The organism is Paractinoplanes pyxinae (genome assembly GCF_026626335.1).
Taxonomy (GTDB): domain Bacteria; phylum Actinomycetota; class Actinomycetes; order Mycobacteriales; family Micromonosporaceae; genus Actinoplanes; species Actinoplanes pyxinae.
The window spans coordinates 119,544-138,733 of the sequence record NZ_JAPNTZ010000018.1; the positions used below are offsets into that span (position 1 = coordinate 119,544).

Annotated in this window: 12 protein-coding genes; 7 read left to right on the plus strand and 5 right to left on the minus strand. The window is 65.5% G+C overall.

The features are described 5' to 3' along the window. Positions 1-2: 2 nt before the first annotated feature. Together OWR29_RS39395 and OWR29_RS39400 are read right to left on the minus strand one after the other, a co-directional pair. The gene (locus OWR29_RS39395; protein ID WP_267568731.1) at positions 3-1,238 is read right to left on the minus strand and encodes an MFS transporter; all 1,236 of its coding nucleotides are present in this window, start codon (positions 1,236-1,238) and stop codon (positions 3-5) included. Then, positions 1,235-5,032 (minus strand): non-ribosomal peptide synthetase, encoded by a 3,798-nt coding sequence (locus tag OWR29_RS39400; protein WP_267568654.1) that lies wholly within the window; start codon positions 5,030-5,032, stop codon positions 1,235-1,237. The genes OWR29_RS39395 and OWR29_RS39400 overlap by 4 nt, the downstream gene beginning before the upstream one ends. A gap of 797 nt (positions 5,033-5,829) precedes the next feature. Here OWR29_RS39400 and OWR29_RS39405 point away from each other — a divergent pair. The 7 genes from OWR29_RS39405 to OWR29_RS39435 are packed head-to-tail and all read left to right on the plus strand — an operon-like array spanning position 5,830 to position 13,937. Further along, entirely contained in the window at positions 5,830-6,579 is a 750-nt protein-coding gene (locus OWR29_RS39405; RefSeq protein ID WP_267568655.1) for a hypothetical protein, read from the plus strand. Further along, complete coding sequence (locus OWR29_RS39410; protein ID WP_267568656.1) at positions 6,576-7,052, plus strand: NUDIX domain-containing protein; 477 nt, start codon at positions 6,576-6,578, stop codon at positions 7,050-7,052. Before OWR29_RS39405 ends, OWR29_RS39410 begins: the two co-directional genes overlap by 4 nt. Continuing rightward, positions 7,049-8,158 carry a hypothetical protein gene (locus OWR29_RS39415; RefSeq protein ID WP_267568657.1) on the plus strand — a complete coding sequence of 370 codons (1,110 nt, stop codon included), beginning with the start codon at positions 7,049-7,051 and terminating at the stop codon, positions 8,156-8,158. Before OWR29_RS39410 ends, OWR29_RS39415 begins: the two co-directional genes overlap by 4 nt. Further along, entirely contained in the window at positions 8,146-9,969 is a 1,824-nt protein-coding gene (asnB, locus tag OWR29_RS39420; protein WP_267568658.1) for an asparagine synthase (glutamine-hydrolyzing), read from the plus strand. The genes OWR29_RS39415 and asnB overlap by 13 nt, the downstream gene beginning before the upstream one ends. Next, on the plus strand, positions 9,966-10,778 hold the full coding sequence (locus OWR29_RS39425) for a nucleotidyltransferase family protein (RefSeq protein ID WP_267568659.1): 813 nt from the start codon (positions 9,966-9,968) through the stop codon (positions 10,776-10,778). Before asnB ends, OWR29_RS39425 begins: the two co-directional genes overlap by 4 nt. Next, a complete protein-coding gene (locus OWR29_RS39430; RefSeq protein WP_267568660.1) occupies positions 10,775-12,448 on the plus strand; it encodes an asparagine synthetase B family protein in 1,674 nt (557 codons plus the stop codon). Before OWR29_RS39425 ends, OWR29_RS39430 begins: the two co-directional genes overlap by 4 nt. A gap of 49 nt (positions 12,449-12,497) precedes the next feature. Beyond that, positions 12,498-13,937, plus strand: a complete 1,440-nt coding sequence (locus OWR29_RS39435) for a UDP-glucose dehydrogenase family protein (RefSeq protein ID WP_267568661.1) — start codon at positions 12,498-12,500, stop codon at positions 13,935-13,937. 327 nt (positions 13,938-14,264) lie between these two features. On the opposite strand, the gene OWR29_RS39440 is transcribed toward OWR29_RS39435, so the two are convergent. The 3 genes from OWR29_RS39440 to OWR29_RS39450 all read right to left on the minus strand — a co-directional run bounded on the left by OWR29_RS39440 (position 14,265) and on the right by OWR29_RS39450 (position 18,905). After that, entirely contained in the window at positions 14,265-16,454 is a 2,190-nt protein-coding gene (locus OWR29_RS39440; protein WP_267568662.1) for a hypothetical protein, read from the minus strand. Then, complete coding sequence (locus OWR29_RS39445; RefSeq protein ID WP_267568663.1) at positions 16,447-18,438, minus strand: DEAD/DEAH box helicase family protein; 1,992 nt, start codon at positions 18,436-18,438, stop codon at positions 16,447-16,449. The genes OWR29_RS39440 and OWR29_RS39445 overlap by 8 nt, the downstream gene beginning before the upstream one ends. Positions 18,439-18,503: 65 nt before the next feature. After that, the gene (locus OWR29_RS39450) at positions 18,504-18,905 is read right to left on the minus strand and encodes a hypothetical protein (RefSeq protein ID WP_267568664.1); all 402 of its coding nucleotides are present in this window, start codon (positions 18,903-18,905) and stop codon (positions 18,504-18,506) included. Between the last annotated feature and the right edge of the window lie 285 nt (positions 18,906-19,190).

Here is a 19,190-nt window from a genome sequence, read left to right on the forward strand (position 1 = left end):
TTTCAGAGCACACGAAGCCGGCGCAGCGTCAGGCAGCACAGGCAGGACGCGGCCGCGACAGCGCTGACAGCGGCCAACATGAGCGAGTTGTCGACATACGGTGAGAGCACCGGAACGGCCGCGAGGACCAGGGGCGCGCCGCCGATCGTCAAGATGGAGTCGAAGGCGGCCACGCGGCCGAGGTATCGCTCCGGTACGGAGGTCTGCAGGATCGAGACGTAGGCGACCGCGCTCGCGGTGATCGCCATCGCGCCCATCGCCAGCGCGGCGACGCTGAGCACTGCGTTCGCCGACTGTGACGCAGTGATGTAGCCGAGGCAGTAGAACAGCATGCCGCCCACTGCGACCTGCCCGCGGCGTGGCAGCGCGCCGTAGCGGCCAATGACCAGCGCGGCCAGCAGCCCGCCGAACGCCTCAGCGACCAGCAGGATCGAGTACAGCCCGGGGGTGCCGAAGCGATCGGTGACAACGAGCGGCAGCAGTGCCCGTGACGGTGCCATGACCAGCGAGGTGACCAGTCCGGACGTAGCGATCAATGCCAGCAGCCAGGGAACCGAGCGCAGATAGCCCAGGCCGGCGCGTAGATCGCGCAGGATCGACTCCCGGTGCTCCGGTGCCGGCTCTGCCCACCGACCCATCCGTAGCACGGCGGCGGCGGCCAGCAGGAAGCTGGCCGCCGCCAGCGCGAACGCAGTGGCGGTTCCGGCCGTGGAAACCAGGACCCCACCGGCGGCCGCACCGACGATCGCGGACAGCCGCCAGGTCAGCGACTTCAGCGCGTTCGCTCCGATCCGGCTCTCAGCCGGGGTTACTTGCGCGAAGGCCACCGCGAAGGCGGGCTCGAACAGGCCGTCGCCGACCCCCAGTGCCACGCCCACCAGCACTGGCACGGCCGGATGGGTGCCTCCGAACAACACTTGACCGGAGAGGGTGGCCAACGCTGCGGCTCTCAGCACGTCGGCTGCCAGCAGCACCTGGCGTGCACCGAGGCGGTCGGTGACCGCGCCGCTCAGCACCAGCATGGCGATCGTGCCGATGGTCTGGGCCAGAAGCACGAACGCCAGCAACGAACCGTTCCGGTTCAGGGACAGGGTGTGGCTAGCGATGGCGACCGTGAAAACCAGGTCGCCGGTGCGGCTGGCCACCTGTCCGGACAACAGCAGCCGTAGGCGACGCACCTGCAACGGCGGCCCAAAACCGCCGAGCAGACGTGCGCCGGCCGACCGCGTCTCGCTCATCGGCACTCCTGATGTTCGAGCTGGCGGTCCAGAATGTCGGCCAGGACGGCAGCCGCCTGCGGCTCGAGCATGTGGAAGTGATCGCCCGGCACCCACTCCACCTGTACTGATCGGGCAAATCGACCCCAGCCCAGATCGTCAGGCGCTGATGGAGCCTGTTCGGCACGTAGCAACAGCAGGTCTCCCGCATAGGGGCGGACCTGGTAAGTAGCAACGGCGGTGGCGTTGGTCTCGTACATCTCGAGCATCCGGCGCAGCCGGTCGAGGCCGAAATCGCGGCTCAGGGCACCACCGGCGATGCCGGCGTCGAGGATTCGCTGTACCCGCTCCCGGCCGCTCATTGCGGCAAGTTCGGCGACATCGAGATCGAGCTTCAGTGCCTTGGTGACCAGGTGCTCGAGGACGTCGCCGCGAGTGCTCTCGAAGTCCCACACGGAGTCCGTATCGCCAAGCGCGAGCAACGCCACGTCGGCGCCGTCGGCTTGTAGCTGACGCGCCGTCTCGTAGGCGATCACGCCGCCCAGCGAGTAGCCGAAGAGCACGTAGGGGCCGTCGGGAAACGCCTCGCGGATCTCCCTCAGGTAGTCCCCGGCCATCTCTACCACGTCAGTATGAGGCGGCTGCCGGGGATCCAGCCCTCGGGCCTGGAGTCCGTAGATGGGACGGCCGGGGCGCAGCAAGCTTTTGAATACACCGAATCGCACCACCGAGCCGGGCAACGCGTGAAAGCAGAAGATCGGTGGGACACCGCGGTCGCCATCGCGCAGTTTGACCAGGCTGGCGGTTCGGGTTGGCTGTTCACCGTCGCGCAGTGCCTCGGCCAGCAGCGCGACTGTCGAAGCTTGATACAGTGTGGGCAATTCTACCTGCTGGCCCATCTCGAGTCGGATCATCGCCACCAACTGCACGCCGCTGAAGGAACTTCCGCCCAGGTCGAAAAAGTCATCGTCGATTCCGACCTCAGGCAGGCCCAGCACTCGCGACCACAGTTCGCACAACTCGATCTCGACCCGGTCGCGGGGCCGCCGGCTGCCGGCCGTGCCCGGTGTCTCAGGCTGCCGAGCGGCTAATTCACGTCGATCGATCTTGCCGCTGGGCGTTAGCGGGAACGCCTCTATCACGGTGATTGTCTGCGGCACCATGTAGGCGGGCAGGCGGCTCGCAAGCTCGGCGCGCAGCGACTGCGGGTCCAGCTCGGCGGCACGCACGTAGGCTGCCAACTGCGCGCCCATCGATGTTGGCCGTACGACGACTGCCGCCTCATCGACGCCGGTGACAGTGGTTAGCAGGTGCTCGATTTCTCCTGGCTCGACGCGGTACCCACGAATTTTGATCTGGCCGTCGCTGCGGCCGAGGAACTCAATGGACCCGTCGGCCCGGAACCTGCCCAGATCCCCGGTGCGATAGCTCATCGCGGTATCACTCGGCTCCCAAGGATCCGCGACGAAACGCTCATTGGTCGCCTCCGGCCGGTGCAGATAGCCATCGGCCACCGCTACGCCGCCAACCAGCAACTCGCCCACGGCGCCCGGAGGCACCGGCCGCAGCGCCTGGTCGACCAGATGCACACGGGTGTTCGCGATGGGAAAGCCGATGTCCGGGTTCGTCGGCCAGAGTCTGGGGTCGCCGTTCAGAGTGCGGGCGGTGACGACGTGGGTCTCCGACGGACCGTACTGATTGGTCAGTGTCGCCCCCGCGCATCGCTGGAACATCGCCCGGATCGAGTCGGTCACAATCAGCGCCTCGCCCGCGGTGATCACCTCGCGCAGGGTGCTCGGGTATCGCTGTGCCGCAGCGCAGTAAGTCGCCAGATGCTGCAGACCCGCGTATGGGAGGAACAACCGCTCGACACGATGCTCGGTCAGGATGTCGAGCAGTCGAGCCGGGTCGGTCCGGTCTTTCTCGTCGACCAGAACTAGCACGCCACCCGCGGCCCAGGTGCTGAACATCTCCTGGCAGGAGACGTCGAAGCTCAGCGCCGAGTACTGCAGCGTCCGGCCGGATCCATGCGTGGACTCGCCTAGCTGCCAGCTCACCAGGTTATCCAGGACCGCCTGCGGCATGGCGATCCCCTTGGGCATGCCCGTGGACCCGGAGGTGTAGATGACGTAGGCAAGCCGGCCGTCCCCACCGGAGGCGGTGTCCTGCGGTGCGTCGGTGCGCGTGCTGATCACACTGACTGGCGCGGAGACCGAGACATCGCCGTCGGCCAGCAGTAGCTCCACCCGGCTGTCACGCAGCATGAAGTCCAGCCGATCCAGCGGATAGGCCGGGTCGAGCGGCAGATAGGCGGCGCCGGCCTTGAGCACTGCCAGCACTGAGATGGCCAGTTCGAATGAACGGTCGAGCAGGATGCCGACCACTGCGCCGGCCGCGCCTCGCGCGCGCAGCACCCGAGCCAGGCGATCGGCTCGGCGCTCCAACTCGCCGTACGTCATCTGCTCACGGTCGCGGATCACGGCCGGCGCCTCCGGAGTCAGGGCGGCCTGCGCCTCGAAGTGCTCATGCAGGCGCCGAGACGGCCGGTCGGCGACCGGACCAGTCGGCAATACCCGGGCGACGAGGTCTGCCTCGAAGGGTGTCAGAATCTCCAGCTCGTTGACCGAGGTGCCGGGCGCGATGGCGGCGCTATCCAGTAGCCGACTCAGCCTGGCCAGGAAACGCTCGGCGGTTTGGTGGTCGAACAGGTCGGCGGAGTACTCCAGCAGGCCCAGGTGCCCGGCACCGTCGGGGATCATCTGAAGGAAGAGATCGTACTTCGCGGTCCCGTTATGCGGGCGCAGCCGCTCGGTGTGCAACCCTTCAACCAGTAGTGGTACCTCTCGTTCGCCGACGGTGGCGACGACCTGGCAGCGAGGCAGATCGGAAATTTCCTGTGCCAACCGTGCGTAGGACACCCCATTGCGGCTGGACTCACCGATCTCGGCGGCCACCTGCCGGACCAGGTCTGCGAAGCTCGGCGCGCCGGAGAGGTCCTGCCGGATCGGCAGCATGTCGATGAAGCATCCGGCGACCCGATCGGTGGCCGGCGGGTTGCGGCTCGACCATGGCATGCCCACCACTAGATCGTTCTGCCCGGTGTGCCGCGACAGCAGCACATACGCGGCAGCGAACAGCACCGGGACCGGTGTCGTCCGAAGTGCCCGGGTCAGTCGGCGGACGCTGTCGCCCAACCCTAGACTGACCTGGCCGCCGGTCGCGGTGGGTGCGGTAGGTCGCGGCCGATCGGTGGGCATAGTGCTTATCAGCGGGGCGCCGTCCAGCCGTACCTGCCAGTGACCGGGCTCGCCGGGCTCGGGGCGCGGTGAGGCGACCCCGACGGCGTCCGGCAGCCGGGGCATACGGCCGGCGATGGCCGCGGAGAGCATCTCGCCGAGTTCCTCGATAATCAGCCCGAACGTCCATTCGTCGACTACGACGTGATGGAAGGCGAGAACGAGGATGTGTTCACGGGACGACGGGGACAGCAACAGAGCTCGGGCCACCTCGCCGGCTGTCAGATTCATGGGCTCGGTCAAGAACTCACGGATTGCCTCGGCCTCGGCGTCCACTTCGATCGGCCGGGACCGGAAATCAGGCTCGTACCCGTCCACTGGCGTGCGCCGTACCTGACCGTCGTGGAGCCGGTAGGAACTCCGGAACACGTCGTACCGATCGACGAGCGCGGCGAAGCACCGGCCGACGAGATCTGGCGTGACTGGGCCAGTCAGGCGGAAAGCCAGGGACTCGACATAGCGCGCGGTGCCCGGCCGCAAATGCTCGCTGAGCCAGATCGAGGTCTGGGCCGGCGTCACCGCGAGCCATCTCGCGTCGTACCGAGACGAAGTTCCTGCCGAGGTTATCGTCAACGACGCCTCCTAAACGGACGCAGAACGCGGACGCGCTCGGCGTGGAATGGACTGCGTGATGCGCGGGGCGGCCGATCGAGCCTTGCCTGTGGGAACGGCCCTCAGACCTGCTGGCCGCCGTGCACGGCGACACAGTGCTACGGCACCTGCCGATGGGCATGCGCAAAAAGCTGACCCCAACAAGGGCCATGCATTCAGTCATATTTCCCCGTGTCGCTAGCATGCCTCACGGAAAATGTCACGCCATGGGCGGCATGATCCCCTGCGGCATCGATCGGGATCGTATGCTGCGATGATTCGAGCCGTCAAGATTTATACTCTGAGTGACATTTGCCGTAGTCGCCGTCTCCGGCCACCCCACATGAACAGGCGATCATCTTCACTCAGGGGGTCTGAGCATTCCTTGTTAGTAATCTTACGTTCATTGGAGGGTCGATTTGCACCCGAAAATTTCCGTCTTAATTAGACATAAGGGGCACGCCACCTGAGATCATGTGAGAGACCTAACAGATCGACGTTCTTGCTTGACGCAGAACTACGCTGGGTATCTAGGCTGACGATCCGACCCATCGCCGAATCGACCATCCGACATTTGCAGATGGAGTTCTGACGGAGATCTTTATAGGCCCGCCAGCACCACAGAGGCCTGAACGAAGCATTCTTAAGCGTGAATTTTTAAAGCGCCTATCAACGCCACGGGGGCTAAAAAGGTGTCACACTCTCACACCTCATCGACTCTGTCCGTGCACGGCATCGCCGTACCGGACGCTGTGCTCACGACTGCCCCCGCAGCCTTGCTGCACACCCACGGCGAGGACAACGACTGGCTCGGGCTAGGCAGTATCGACCTACTGGTCGTACACGCCGCGAGACCGATCGCCGCCGGCTTGGATCACCACTATGCGCACGGACTGAGCTGGAAATGCGAGCACCGCTCGATTCGCGAAATTGAGGCAGCGGCGGAAGGGCTCAGCTCGGCCGGCGATGTGTTGCCGACCCACCTGGACCTGCTCAACCGAATCATGAACGCCGAACCGCTGCTGGGCGAAGACTGGCATCGAGGCCTCAAGGAACGGCTCCGCGACTCCGCGCTGCGCGAGCTGACGCTCGGACAGTACGTCGGACTGGCCCGGACAGCCATCGGGAACACTACGGCGCTGCTCACCCGGTGCCATGCACTCGACGCGGCGCTAAGCGCCCGCGACGCCCTGAACGCGACGGTAGACGCACTGCTCACAGGTGCCGGTCATCGTGTTGCGTCAGGTGCGCGCCGCCGTGATGCCTTCACGCGTCTCACCGAGTCGGGTGACCCGCTTGGGTGCCTCCTGACCCTGGAGCGATACCAGCGGATCCAGACGATGCAGGGTTTGCATGTCGGGGATGCCGAGGCGTGGACCGGGTCTGTGTTGTCCCTCTGCCTCACCATCCTCCTGGCCTTGGAGGCTCAGGACTCCCTACCCGATCTCGTCCTTCACCTGGAGAGCACCTCTTGATCAACGCCACGCCAATATCAGCCGTGCCCTATCTGAGCCCGCAGGACGCACAGCTCGCTGCCGGCACAGCAGATCCGTCGTACGGGGCGGTCGGCCTGGTCGTCGATCCGGAAGATCGGGTGCTGATCCAGCTACGCGACGACAAGCCCGAGATCGTGCATCCGGGTCTCTGGTCGATCCCCGGCGGACTGGCCGATCCGGGCGAGGACGCCCATGCCACCGTAATTCGTGAGCTCTACGAAGAACTTCAGCTCACTGTCACCGATCCGGTCACGTTCGGCAGCGTCGTCGACCGCGAAGGACGCGGCCACATCCTGGCCGCCTTCCTCGTGCGCACCGAGGCCACGATCGATGACCTGGTGCTCGGCGAGGGTCAGGAGATGCGCTTCTGCGCCGTCGATGAGGCGTTGCAGCTGGACCTGGTGCCATTCGCGAGGCGGTTGATCGAGGCGCTCGCGGCGGCCCCGGTATGACGGGCAACGACTACGAGAAAGCCTTCCTGGAGGTCTTCCCCGACGCCCCGCCCGGTCTGGTCGGGGAAAACTTCCCGGCTAGCGTCGGCCTCGCCGCGCCTTTGTGGCAGCGGCTCAACGACGCCGTCCCGGGTGCTCGCTGGGACATCCTGCCTCGCTGTGTCTTCGTCATGCTCAAACCGGACTGCCTGGCCCGGGACTGCTGCACCCTTGCCTGGAAAGGCCTGGTGGCCACCGGCGCGGTGCCGCTGCACGTGGTGTCGGCGATGCCGGATCCGGGCCGCTGGGAGCGCCTTTACCAGTACAACCTGTCCACCCTGAACCCCCAGAACATGGTCGGTTCGTGGTGGCTGACGGCTCAGGTGTTGATGGCTGGTCCGTCGATCGCTGCGCTGCTCTACGTTCCCGACACGGACGGCCGTTCGCCCGCCGAGGTCATCACCACGCTCAAAGGGCCGAGCGATCCGTACCGGACCTGCCCCGGTCAGCTTCGTCACGACCTGCTCGCGACGAACGTGGGAATGAACATGATCCACTCGGCTGACGACTCGCTGCTGTCGGCCCATGAGTTCCTGCTCTTCGCCGGCGAAGAAGACCTGCGCAGGGCGCTGGAGCTGGCCGCCGATCTGCACGCCGGGCACGACGCCGACGGCCTGCACGCGGCCGCGCTGCAGACGATTGAGGCGACCGCGAAGCCGGTCACCGGACACGACCTTGATCCGGTCAGTGTTCTGATCCGTTTGAAAAATCGGGTCCGCCGGCTTGCACCGGTCGCCGTGCGCGAGCGCACGGAGGAGGTGTACCGGCGCCTCGAGACTCTCGCAGGCGAGCGGAACGGGCCCACTGCACGCTGGCGGGCCTTCGAGTCGATCGTCCGAGACGAACTCCCATCACTGCCAGCCGGCACCGATCCGGTCAGCTCCCTGATGATTCTGCTCGCTACCCCGCGAAGCTGGGGTCCGGACACGACGACAACAATCACGGCGGCGATGACGGCGGCCGGTCTGGAGCATAGTGGCTGGCCCCGGCTGGTGATCGACACGACGCTGCACTACACGGACCGTCTCCCCCTCAGCACACCCATGGAGCAGTCATGTGCGGGATAACGGGATGCGTCGAGGACAGCGCGGATTCGGCACCACTGTCCGCCCGGGTCAGCCAGATGGCCGCCAGCATCGCACACCGCGGCCCCAACGGGACCCATGTGCGTGCCGCGGTCGGTGGAACAGCCGCGCTAGGCATGAATACGCTTGCCATCCTCGCCGGTGAGGACCGTTTGGGTCCGTACCAGGACGCCGGGACGGGTTGTCTGCTCACTTTCAACGGTGAGATCTATAACTGGCGCGAGCTCGCCCGCCAATGGAAGATCGATCTGCAGGCGGGCGACAGTGACGCATTGGTCGTGCTGGAGGGCTACCTGCGCCTCGGCAGCGACGTCCTGCGGCACCTGGAAGGCATGTTCGCGCTGGCCATCTATGACCCGCGCGACGCCACCCTGCTACTGGCACGCGACCGGTTCGGTGAGAAACCGCTGTACTGGTCTGTAGAGGGCGCCCGGCTCACCTTCGCCTCCGAGGTCAAGGCGCTGGACACGGTCGACAAGCTGACCCGCTCGGCACCCCCGTCCTGGCTGACTCTGGAGACGCCGCTGACGGACCAGACTCCCTGGGACAGTGTGCGGATGCTGCCGCCCGGCGCCATGTTGCGCTTCAACGCCCGGTCGCACCGCATCGAGCAGCAGGAATACTGGCGGCTGCGCGACATCCCGGTGAGCGAACCAACCGGAGACGTAGCCAAGCAATTCACCGAACTGCTGCTCGGTGCCGTCGACCGGTGCCGGCCTGCCGAACCCCTTGCGCTCGCGGTCAGCGGTGGTCTGGACTCCGCCGTGCTGGCCTACACCATGCGCCCGGAGCTGTTGGTCACCGTGCAGTACCCGGGCATCCCCCAGCTCGACGAGCTCGAACAGGTCCGTGCCATCGCCGACGATCTGGGCACCGAGCTCGTCGTCCTGCAACCAAGTGCCGCCGAATTTCGTGAGCACGCAAGGGACATCGTCCGTTTCCTCGACTACCCGGTCGGCAACGCGAGCGTGTTCTCCGAGTACATGCTGTACCGGGAGATCGCGGCCAGGGGTGTCCGCGTAGTGGCCGGCGGCATCGGCCCCGACGAGTTCCTCATGGGCTACATCCGGCATCATCTCATCCTGGAGGGCGCTGAACTCATCTCACGGGAAGCGGCGCTCGCGTCGTATCAGCCCATGGCTCAAAAGTTTGCCCGGCATGAGCAGTCCAGCGACCGCGCCGCGGAACGCTATTTTCAGCTGATCAAGCGGGGCCCCGATCTGGATCCGGCCGCTCAGCGCCTGGTCTATGAGCAGTTCCAGGCGGCCGGCGACCTCGGCCAGGCGCTGACCTTGACCGACCTGGCAGTCTCCTTTCCACCACTGCTGCTCACCTCGGACAAGCTGTCCAGCGCTTTCGGTCTCGAACGCCGCTCGCCGTATCTGGACCGGACGTTCGCGGAGTTCTCCTACGCCCTGCCGGTGCGCTACAAGAAGTATTCCTCGGACGGCGCCAAGTACCTGCTGCGGACGGCGGCACGCAAGCTCGGCGTGCCGCGGATCATCACCGAGGAGCAGAACAAGCGCGGCTTCGGCTCACCCCTGCCGACCTGGCTCAGGGGCGAGCTGGCCGCCTGGTGCGACGCGGAGCTGACCCGTGCACTCGCTGACCCGGACCTGCCACCGGTACTGCGGCTGTCTCTGCGCCGGGCGCGTCAGCCGCAGGCCGGCGAATACGACCGCACTCGCCTGCACGCCCTGACAATCGCGCTGTGGTGGAACCAATACGGCGACCCCAAGGTGCCGGCCGCAGCGGCCACTGCGATGCCGGCCCTGGCCGAGGCAAGCCAATGACCCCACAGAGCTGGCAGGTGCTCGGCGCGCTCGGCCGTCTCGACCAGGACGACGATTTCGCCGCAGACCGGATGCCGAGACCTGACGCGGACTGGACCTGCATTGCGGCGGCCGCCGCGCAAGAACGGGTAACCGCGGTCGTGATCGCACGGCTCACGGAGGCCGCGCATCCAATACCAGCCCCGCTCGTCGGCCTGGCTGCCGCGGTCAGCGAGCGCCGTACTCGGCTCGAGCACACCATCACCGCCTGCGCCAAGGCACTCACCGGGATCGACCGATACCTGGTCACCAAAGGTCCAGCGCTCTCCGGCAACTACCCCGCTCCCGGGCTGCGCGAGTCGAACGACCTCGACATCGTCGTCCCCGACAACGACACTGCCGGCGCGGTAGCCACCGCCCTGCGCAATCAAGGATGGCATCTGACAGCCAACAGCCCGGGTGATTTCACGCTCGCCCCACCGGTGGCCGACTTGCTACCCGTCGATGTGACTGCCGGGCTCGCCATGCCCGACCTGGCCTGGGCAGACGTGGTCGCTGCGGCGGGCAGACCGGCCGGCTCCGGACTGCGACTGTCCGACCCGGGATACGCGCTGCTCACGATGCTGGCCGCGACGCTGCACAGTGGGCGGGCACGGCTGCGCGACCTCAACGACATCTGGGCGGTACGCCGATCTGTCTTTCGCACCGGAGCACCTAACCGCTGGCATCGGGACCCACGGGCCGGACGACTGGCCTCCGCATGGGCCGACGCGTTCCCGGATGAGCAGGCCCGGGCCGGCCTTGAAGACGTCTTCGAACTCCGCAGGTGACGCTTCCCATCGTTCTCGACGACATTAGGAATCCCATGTTCGTTCGTACCTCCGAACTCACCTCCGATGACCTCACCAGAGCCGGCGCCCAGTATGTCGACGAACGGGTGCAGTGCGCCGTATACGGCTCCGGGGCTACCCTCATAGACCCGCACAAACTGGCCCACGCCTGGCTGGAAAACGGCGACCAGGCCCTCCGGCCGGTGCTGGAGACCGCTCCATTGGTGGTAATTCTCGCCGATCGGGCCACCGGCCGCACCGTGGTGTTCAGGGACGCGATGGGGCTCGGACGGGCCTACGTCGCTGCCGGCGGAGACCGGCTGTGGATCTCCTCCACGTTCGGGCGCCTGCGCGCGGCGCTGGCTGAGAACGGTTCCAACGGCACTCTCGATCGAGACGCTCTGGCCGCATACCTGACTTTCCAGTACGTGCCGTATCCGTACACCCCGATCCGTGAGATCCGCCAGGTCCCGCCGGGCAACAGCGCGGAATTGGCCGGCGGCGAGATCAGATTCAGCCCGATCGCCGAGCCGCTGCACGCCTCGGGTGCACACAGCCCAGACGTGCCGGAGGCCATCCGGCAGGCCGGGCCGGACATCGTCGACCTCATCACCGGCAGCCTGCGGCGACAGCTAAAGGGCGACGAAACGCCCGCCATGTTTCTCAGCGGCGGCATGGACTCCAGCACAGTAGGGGCGATCGCTGCGACCAGGCTCGGCGTGCGACCGGTCGCCTACACCGCAACCTTCGACAACGCCGAGTACGACGAATCGGCGTACGCGGCGATCGTGGCCAAGAAATTCGATCTCGACCACCATTTCGTCAAAGTCTCCGCCGAGCACCTCAACCTACTGCCAGACATCGCCCGAGGCTTCGACCTCCCCCACGGTGACCGGTCTGTGCTTGCCGAACACCTCATTGCCCAAGCAGCAGCCGCGAACGGCCACCAGATAGTGCTCAGCGGCGAAGGCGGTGACGAATTACTCGGGCATCCCCGCACCCGACGCCCCACCCTGTTCGCCGACGCCCCGCTCGACCCGGTCAAACTGGCCAGCTGGTATCTAGACCGGACCGCGCTCACAGACGCACCCCTGCGCGAGCGGCTACTGGGCCGCCTCGGCGTGCCACACGACCTGCCCGTTCACCATTTGGTCGCTGTCCACGGCACCGACGTCTCGCACCACGCTTTCGACCGGCTGCTGCTGGGCCAGTGGCGCACCTGGCTGGTCGACGGGGTCTACCCGAAAGACACCCAGGTGCTGCTGTCACAGGGGCTGCGCCCGGCGTTCCCGCTGATGGACCGCGAGCTGGCGCGCTATCTGGCCGCTCTACCGGCCGATGTGCGCCAGGCCGGTTTGGACGACAAGAGCTTCCTCAAGTCCGCGCTAGCTACCACGCTTCCGGCGGAAACGCTGGCCAAGCGCAAACATAAGTTCCTGCTCCCGTTCCACCTGTGGTTCCGCGGCTCCTGGGCCGGTGAGCTGCGGGACCTGCTGCTGTCGGAGCGTGCCGTGGTCGCGGGGGCGGTCGGCGCAGATCTCGTCGGTGAGCTGCTCGACCAGCACGCCGCTGGAACCGCAGACCATGACCGCCTGCTCTGGACCATCGCCTTCTTTGAGACCTGGTGGGAAAACGGCGCCACGCGCAGCTTCGACTGGGCTGCGGCGTGACAGCGCTGAACGTTCCTGGCCGCAACGACCCGACGAGAGGATTCCGGCGATGACCCTTCCCATCCATTCACGCGCGGTCGGCACGGGAACATTTCCCTCGGGAACCACCCGGCCCCGGCTGACCTTCATCGGTACCGGGTATCTGGGCGCGACCTACGCGATCTGCTTCGCCGAACTCGGCTACGAGGTGCTCGGCGTTGACGTCGATACCGACAAGATCGAGAACCTGCGGTCCGGAGTCGTACCTTTTCACGAACCCGGCCTGGACGAGGTGCTCCACCGCAACCTCGATTCCGGCCGCCTGGGGTTCACCACCGACTTCGCCGAGGCTGCGGCCTTCGGTGACGTCCACTTCATCTGCGTCGGAACTCCGCAAGGTCCGGAAGGTGTGGCCGATCTGCGCTACGTCGAGGCCGCCGTGACTTCGCTGGTCCCCCATCTCGACCGCAAGGTGATGCTGGTCGGCAAGTCCACCGTGCCGGTCGGCACTACCGAATGGATTCGTGATCTCTGCCGCCGCTTCGCTCCTACCGATGTCGCGGTGGAGGTGGCTTGGAGTCCCGAGTTTCTCCAAGAGGGGCACGCGGTCGAGGATGTGCTGCGGCCGGACCGAGTAGTCTTTGGCGCCTCCTCGGACTGGGCTATCGACGCCCTCTACGCTGCCCACAAAGGTGTCTTCGACCTGGCTATGAACGAGGACCGCGAGGTCCCGGTGGTGATCACCGACGTCGCCACTGCCGAGCTGGTCAAGGTAGCCTCGAACGCGTTCCTGGCCACCAAGATATCGTTCATCAATGCGATGGCCACGATGTGCGACGCGGCCGGCGCCGACGTGGCGCAGCTGGCCAGAGCGATGGGATATGACGAACGCATCGGTTCCAAGTTCCTGCGCGCCGGCGTCGGGTTCGGTGGCGGCTGCCTACCGAAGGACATCCGTGCCTTTGCCGCCCGGGCGGAACAGCTCGGAGTTACTGATCTGCGTTTCCTCGGCGAGATCGACGCAATCAACCGGCGGCGGCGTACCCGGGTAGTTGAGCTTGCGGCAGCGCTATTGGGCTGCGACGTAAGCCGGCCCACTCAGCCGGACCTGAGCGGTCGCCGCATCGCGGTGCTCGGCGCGGCCTTCAAACCCAATACCGACGACGTACGCGACTCTCCGGCACTCGCCGTCGCGAGTCTGCTGCAGGGGTGCGGCGCCGACCTGCGGGTGTACGACCCGGCCGGCTTGCAGAACGCGCAGGCTGCTGCGCCGCACCTCACCTACGCCAAGAGCCTCGAGGACGCTGCCCGCGACGCCGACCTGGTATGCGTTCTGACCGCCTGGGACGAGTTCCGCAACGTCGAACCGGCTGCCCTTGCTGGTGTGGTTCGGCAGACCCGGATCATCGACGCGATGAACTGTCTGGACCCGGCAGAATGGATTGGCGTGGGCTGGACGTACCGGGGACTCGGACGATACGGGTCGCCAACTGAACCTGAACTCAGGTAGGGCGAACCGTTAAGACTTTCTCCGCTTCCGACCGCACCTTGCCCGCGAGATTCGGCAAGGTGCGGTTACAAGTGGCCCCCAGCATTTAGAGGGCCCAGCGACGTGCTAACTAACGTTTTACCAGGTCACCGAAAAGTATACTCGGCCGAGTAAAGGGGTCCAACGAATCTCCTCGCCTGGAGTCGTCGCCAGGCACCTGACCTACCATTTTACCAAGACTGTTTCGCCAGCGGTCTTCCTTGAGGGTTCCGGTGGCTCCGCCAGTCGGAGGGCGCCGACCTCGATGGCGAAGCCCATTCAGGACCGACTAGCGCGACCCGGGTGACGTTACTGAGGTCGGGCGCGTAGGAGGGACGGGAATCCACCAATTGCTTGGTCGATCGCTCGCTCAAAAACGGGCCAGCCTCGATCGACACCTCCTGCCCAATCCCACTCGTATTCCTTGATGCCAAATTGGGCAGGCTCCGGTCGTTGTCCGGTGGCTTCAGCGATCTGCAGGTAGTAGATGCCGCGGGCGGCGAGTCTGGCAATTTCACGGTAGCGGTCCACTGCCTTTGGGTCGCTTGTATGTAGCTCGTCGTCGTAGTACTGCCCTCCAAGCGCGAGGTACACGGCGTTGACGAATTTGTCCGCGCTAGTGGGGAGGAGGTCAACTCTGCGAGGCGCGGCCGGAGCCTTCTCGCCGATGGTGGTGTACAACTTGGAGAGGTCGCCGTTGAACCAGTGGTTCGCTGCTTCGGCTGCCAGCTTAGCGAATTGGCGGAAGGTCGGCGGTTTTCCTCGGACAGCGATAAGGCGGTGAAGTTCGCGCGCCACGGTTGAGAGTTCGTTGTTCCAACGGAACTGGAGGTATTCCCTCAGATATCGTCGAGTCCAGCCTTGGCGATGACGGGTGACTATGTCGCGGAGAATCTCGAATCCGTCCCGCCGTTGGCCACCACTCGAGATGCGAAGGCTGAGACGTACGCCTTCCACCTCCGCGATGTCAGTCTCGTAGGATTCTGATCCGATCTCCTGGGCGGGGCCAAGGTATTGCTCGGCGTTGGCCAGCTCTTCGAACAGACTTTGGTGGATGGGGGTGCCGGCTTCCTCCAGGGCTCGGAGGTCTCGCTGGTGGTAGTTGCGGAGTCCTTCAAGGCTTGTCCGGGAGTATGGACCTTCGCAGATGTACCAGGCTGTGAGCGCCACGCCCTCCCAGAACTTCATTGCTGGGCCAAACGTCTCGGCCATCAGCCTGTGCGGGTACGGCTCACTGACGATGGTTTCGGGCCAGCGGGGAAGGACAATGCCGTCCCAGAGCTGGTCGACGTCGGCGACCAGGTCGGTTGTCAGAAGTGTTCGGTAGATCGGCTCGACATGTCGGTTCCTTCTGCCAATGAATATCCCGCCTTCTTCGCGCAGCCCCCACAGTGCGGGCATACCGGCGGTCTGTTTGGCGTGCAGTGCATCGAACTGCGTCCACCACCGGCTCATCACCTCGACACGCTTCTCTACTGCGGAGACGGACGTGTCTTGGCCCATGAAGGCCGCCAGCATGGCATGCACGTCATCGACGTCGAGCCCATGGTCGGCGGCGACGGTCGCGGCTTTGGCTGCGCCACTAACGTAGAGCTTCGGTGTCGGGAGAGCTGTCACAACTTCTTCGTTCGGGTTGGGCGGCATGTCGAGGTAGTCCAGGAATGCCAACCAGTCGCCTGCGAAGTATGCGCTGAGCACGGGCTGCAGCGATCGGGTGAGGACTTTGCGGGCCAGAGGTGTGCCGGCTTTCGCCTTCTTCCCCGTCGCAGCGGCTAATGCTTGGACTCGTTCGGCGCGGTAACGAGCGGCGATCTGCTGCAGGTCGCTTCCGGCAAGGACGTCGAGCAGACCGGCTCGGGCTCGGGCTTGCCCGGTTCGGTCCAAGCTGCTCCATCCGCCTCGGTAGGTGAGGACCGACAGCGTCGCTCGCGTGTTGAGCCCGAGGCGGTCGAAGGAGTTGGTGATCGCCTCCCACGTAGCCGTTTGCTCCTCAGGAGTGTCCGTTGATCCGGCCGCCCGGGTGTGCACAGGCGCCATCAGGCGCTCGAAGAGAGGTATCAGAAGTGACCAGGCTGCGACAGCGTCGGCGGTGGAGGCGAACTGGACGCGGGCGACGTCGTCGGCGCTGCGGGTTATGGCGTACCACGGGTCGTTCCGGATGTACGCGGGCAGGTTCATGATTCCGGCTTTGAGGGAGCCTTGCTCCGGGAGGAACCAGGCGCCGCGGGCCTGCTGCGCGGTCAGCGAGAAGGCCGTGTGGACGTAGGCTTTCTCGGCTGCGCCGAGCGGTGTCAGGGTGATGGTGTCGTTGTTCTTGTCGCTTGGCGGGCCGGCCTTGATGTCCGCGATCTTCGCACCGGCCAGGGCGGCTGCGATGAGGTTGGCGAGGACCTGGTCGACGTCGGTGAAACGGCTCGAGTGTCCAGCGTCGCGTTCCAGGCGAAGGAACTGCTCGGGCGCGGCGGCCGCGATGGCGTGCGCATAGCCCAGGTCAGCCATGGGTGCTCCGGATGACGGCCACGAATTCTTCGAACGAGCGTGGGTTCGGTCTGGTAGCGGCGTAGTCGGCGTACCGCTGGGCGAGGGTGTGCAGTTCGCGTTCTTCGCGTCGAGCTTCGACCTGCTCGAGGTCGTGAAGGAACTGCTGGGGAGTGTCCCCTTGCTCGGCGAGGACGACCGCGTCGGGATTCTGCGCTGACTGATTACCGCTAGGAGCCGTACCAAAGTTTGAAAGGTCGGGCACGGGGGCGTCGCCGAACTGGTCAGCGTCGGTCGGGCGAGGGTCCATGTCGTTTTCGAGGCGAAGCGTCTCCAAGTGATCATCGAGCCCGAGCTCGCCGTGGTAAACGACATCGAGGTGCTGGCGATCGTCCCGGCCGATCAGGGCGGGATGGTGGATGATGCGGATACCGCGGCCGAGGAATTGGTAGAACTCGCCGAAGCTTCCATAGGGTCGCATCGGCACTACGACGGTGATGGCCGGCAGGTCATAGCCTTGTCCCAGCATTTTGAGTTGGACGATGCCTTGCAGGTTGCCGGACTCGGCTTCGAAACGGGCCCTGGTCGCGGCGATCGACGCGTCGCTCATCGAGTGGTGCAGGGTGGCGCAGGGGATGCCGTGGTCATTGGCGATGCGAGCGACTTGCTCGGCGTGATGTTGTCCGAGGGCAGCGAACAGGACGCGTGGCCGGACTGGTGCGAGCACATCGTGTTGCATGTTCAGGCATTGGCGAACCGTCTGCATGACGCGCCGGATGGGTTCCTCTGAAGTCGCTGTGATGCGGGCGAGTTTGCGTTCATCCTGCATGACTTCCAACAGCGCTTGCTTACCGATGATCTCCTCACGGTCGCCGCTCGGCCAGATGATTTCGTAGGTTGTCTCCTCGACGTCCGGTGTGAATCGGTGGGCGCGGAGGTGTTTGGCGTGTCCGTCGGTGATCGAGTCGATGAGCCGGTAGCGGTAGACCACGTCGGCGGCCACGGTCTTGCCGTCTGCGCGTGTGAAGCACGCGGACATCAGCAGCCGGCGGGCGTGTGGGAAGTGGTCGAAGAGCTGCTGGTAGGACTCAGCGGCTGCGATGTGTGCTTCGTCAATCACGATGAAGTCGATGTCGTTGGGATTCAGCTTGGCGAGCAGCCCGCTGTCACCACCGTTGGCGCTGAGGGCGTGGAAGTTCGTCACGACGATTTCAGTGGATAGCAACTCGTCGCGGCTGACGGACCGAATGGGCCCGGCGCCGCTGTCAAGCACCTTGACCCTGGGCGGCCGGCAGCCGGCGATGAGGGGGCCTCCGCGCAGCGTGTACAGCGCGTTGCCAGCCGTGCCGGGGTCGAGAGCCGTCGCGAACGTACCGCGGATAACCCGACCGGGGGTCACGATCAACGCCCTACGCCTGGTGAACGCCAGTGCGGCGGCGACACCCAGAGCGGTCTTGCCCGCACCCACCGACATCACGCAGGCGGCGTTGATGCCTCCGCGCCGGTAGTAGTTGGCGAGGCTTGCCATCGCCTCCCGCTGGCAGAGCCGCAGCGGCCCAAGGTCCATGCGCTGGCGCACGTGGTCGAAGTAGTCGGGCTGCGGTCGAACAGTCTGCGCTGGCGGTGTCGCCAATCCGAGAAGGTTCGGCGTCATGTCATCCGGGACAGGCACGATGGGGTTGGCGATGAGATGAGCCGCCAACGTCGGATCGTCGCTTAGTACGGCCTGCAACTGCGCAACACACCGCGCCGTGTCGTCCCGGATGGCATCGTAGGAGAACCGCAAGACGACAAAGCCAAGGCTCGTCAGGTCGTTCTGCCGTATCCGGTCGTAGACGAACGCCGTTCTGCTGCTATGGAATGCGAAGCCGTCGAGTTCGACCACAACCCTCAGTCCGGACCCGGCCAGCATGTAGTCCAAGCAGTACGTCCGGTCTGCCACAGCTACGGGGTGCTGCGCGATCACACACCCCGCGATGCCGGGCGTCGCCGCGGCGGCCAGCACCCACCTAACAAATGCGGTCTCCAGAAATGACTGCCCTGGGACTAGATCCACGAGACGAGAGCCGATCACCGCAACTCCTCGTCGAGGGCAGCAACCTTTGCTTCCAACTCTTCACTTCGGTAGTGGTCACCGAAGCGCTGCGCGCGGCGGCTCAGCGCCAAGGCTTCCCGCAGGGCGCCCTCTCGTTCCAACATGCTGACCAGGCGTTCCAGGCTGGTGATGCGCAGAAAGCCATCATTCGGATGATCGATGTTCCGCCATGCAGTACGCGGGACGGCCTCGAGTAGGGCCAGGTCTAGGTAGCCGAAGGTCTCTGCCATCCGCAGCCCGGCTGGCTCTCGCTTACGACGTGACCACAGCTCCGTCACAGCGCCTTGCAACAGGAAGTGATAGTCCGCTGTCGTGCCGGGAAGTTCCAGCCCTTCCCAGACCGACCGCACAAGATCCTCGTGTCGAAGACGTGTCACGTCAGAACCCGTATGCCGGCTTGCTGGTGAAGCTGATGTAGTCGAGCCGCCCGCTGCGGGCCACATGAGGTATCCCATGTTCGTAGTGGGCCGGGTCCGAGACTCGGGCAAGAGGGACCAATCAATACCGGGACTGCCGTCGAAACGGATACCCGGAATCGCGGCCATCCGCTCGTACCACACTTCCAAGAAGGAACCCCCACAAGCCGCAGAAGTCGATCCACCATTACCAGCAGCGCGAGCCAGACTGCCATCTCCGCCACCACAGCACCATCCGTCACTCGG

Excerpts from the sequence above, each read along its gene's own strand:
- OWR29_RS39440 (WP_267568662.1), bottom strand. The coding sequence starts at position 16,454 with ATGGCTGACCTGGGCTATGCGCACGCCATCGCGGCCGCCGCGCCCGAG.
- OWR29_RS39435 (WP_267568661.1), top strand. The coding sequence starts at position 12,498 with ATGACCCTTCCCATCCATTCACGCGCGGTCGGCACGGGAACATTTCCC.
- OWR29_RS39415 (WP_267568657.1), top strand. The coding sequence starts at position 7,049 with ATGACGGGCAACGACTACGAGAAAGCCTTCCTGGAGGTCTTCCCCGAC.
- asnB (WP_267568658.1), top strand. The coding sequence starts at position 8,146 with ATGTGCGGGATAACGGGATGCGTCGAGGACAGCGCGGATTCGGCACCA.
- OWR29_RS39425 (WP_267568659.1), top strand. The coding sequence starts at position 9,966 with ATGACCCCACAGAGCTGGCAGGTGCTCGGCGCGCTCGGCCGTCTCGAC.
- OWR29_RS39395 (WP_267568731.1), bottom strand. The coding sequence starts at position 1,238 with ATGAGCGAGACGCGGTCGGCCGGCGCACGTCTGCTCGGCGGTTTTGGG.